This window comes from Fischerella thermalis PCC 7521 (genome assembly GCF_000317225.1).
In the GTDB taxonomy this organism is placed as follows: domain Bacteria; phylum Cyanobacteriota; class Cyanobacteriia; order Cyanobacteriales; family Nostocaceae; genus Fischerella; species Fischerella thermalis.
This window is the reverse complement of record NZ_AJLL01000118.1, coordinates 1-429: the sequence shown is the minus strand read 5'-3', so window position 1 is coordinate 429 and position 429 is coordinate 1. Positions and strand designations below refer to the sequence as shown.

Below are 429 nucleotides of genomic sequence, written 5' to 3'. Positions count from 1 at the left end.
TAAAGAGATTACAGCCAAGATAAAAGACAAAAAATCAGGCTAATTAAGACTCATAGTAATAGAACGAATCTGCGGCATGAAGATAAATAATCCAACAGAAAATATTTGACCTATAAAATAGGTTATGTAAGCAATAAAAATTTGAGGTACAATTACTGTTCCTCCGGATATTAATAAATTGTGCTTCAATCTCCTAACGTTGTTTAGATTAAGAAAGCAGATAATATTTTTGGCAAGAGGATGGCAGACAATTCAAAATAAAATGGCGTTCTGAAGTTAAATTAATAATTTGATTAACCAGGGTAAGCTCATCTAATTTGGTATAAATAAAACTTGACAAATCAAAGAAAATCAGCACAAAAGATTGTGTGAAATGGACTTGACGACTGAGCAAGATCAATGAGATGAATTCAATGCTGTCGTTAAAAA

At 30.8% G+C, this 429-nt stretch carries 1 protein-coding gene; it reads right to left on the bottom strand.

Annotated elements, in window-relative coordinates; translation table 11 throughout:
* Positions 1 to 208: 208 nt before the first annotated feature.
* Positions 209 to 429, bottom strand: a 221-nt coding sequence (locus UYK_RS27470; protein WP_040469587.1) for a hypothetical protein, incomplete at its 5' end; no start/stop codon positions are given.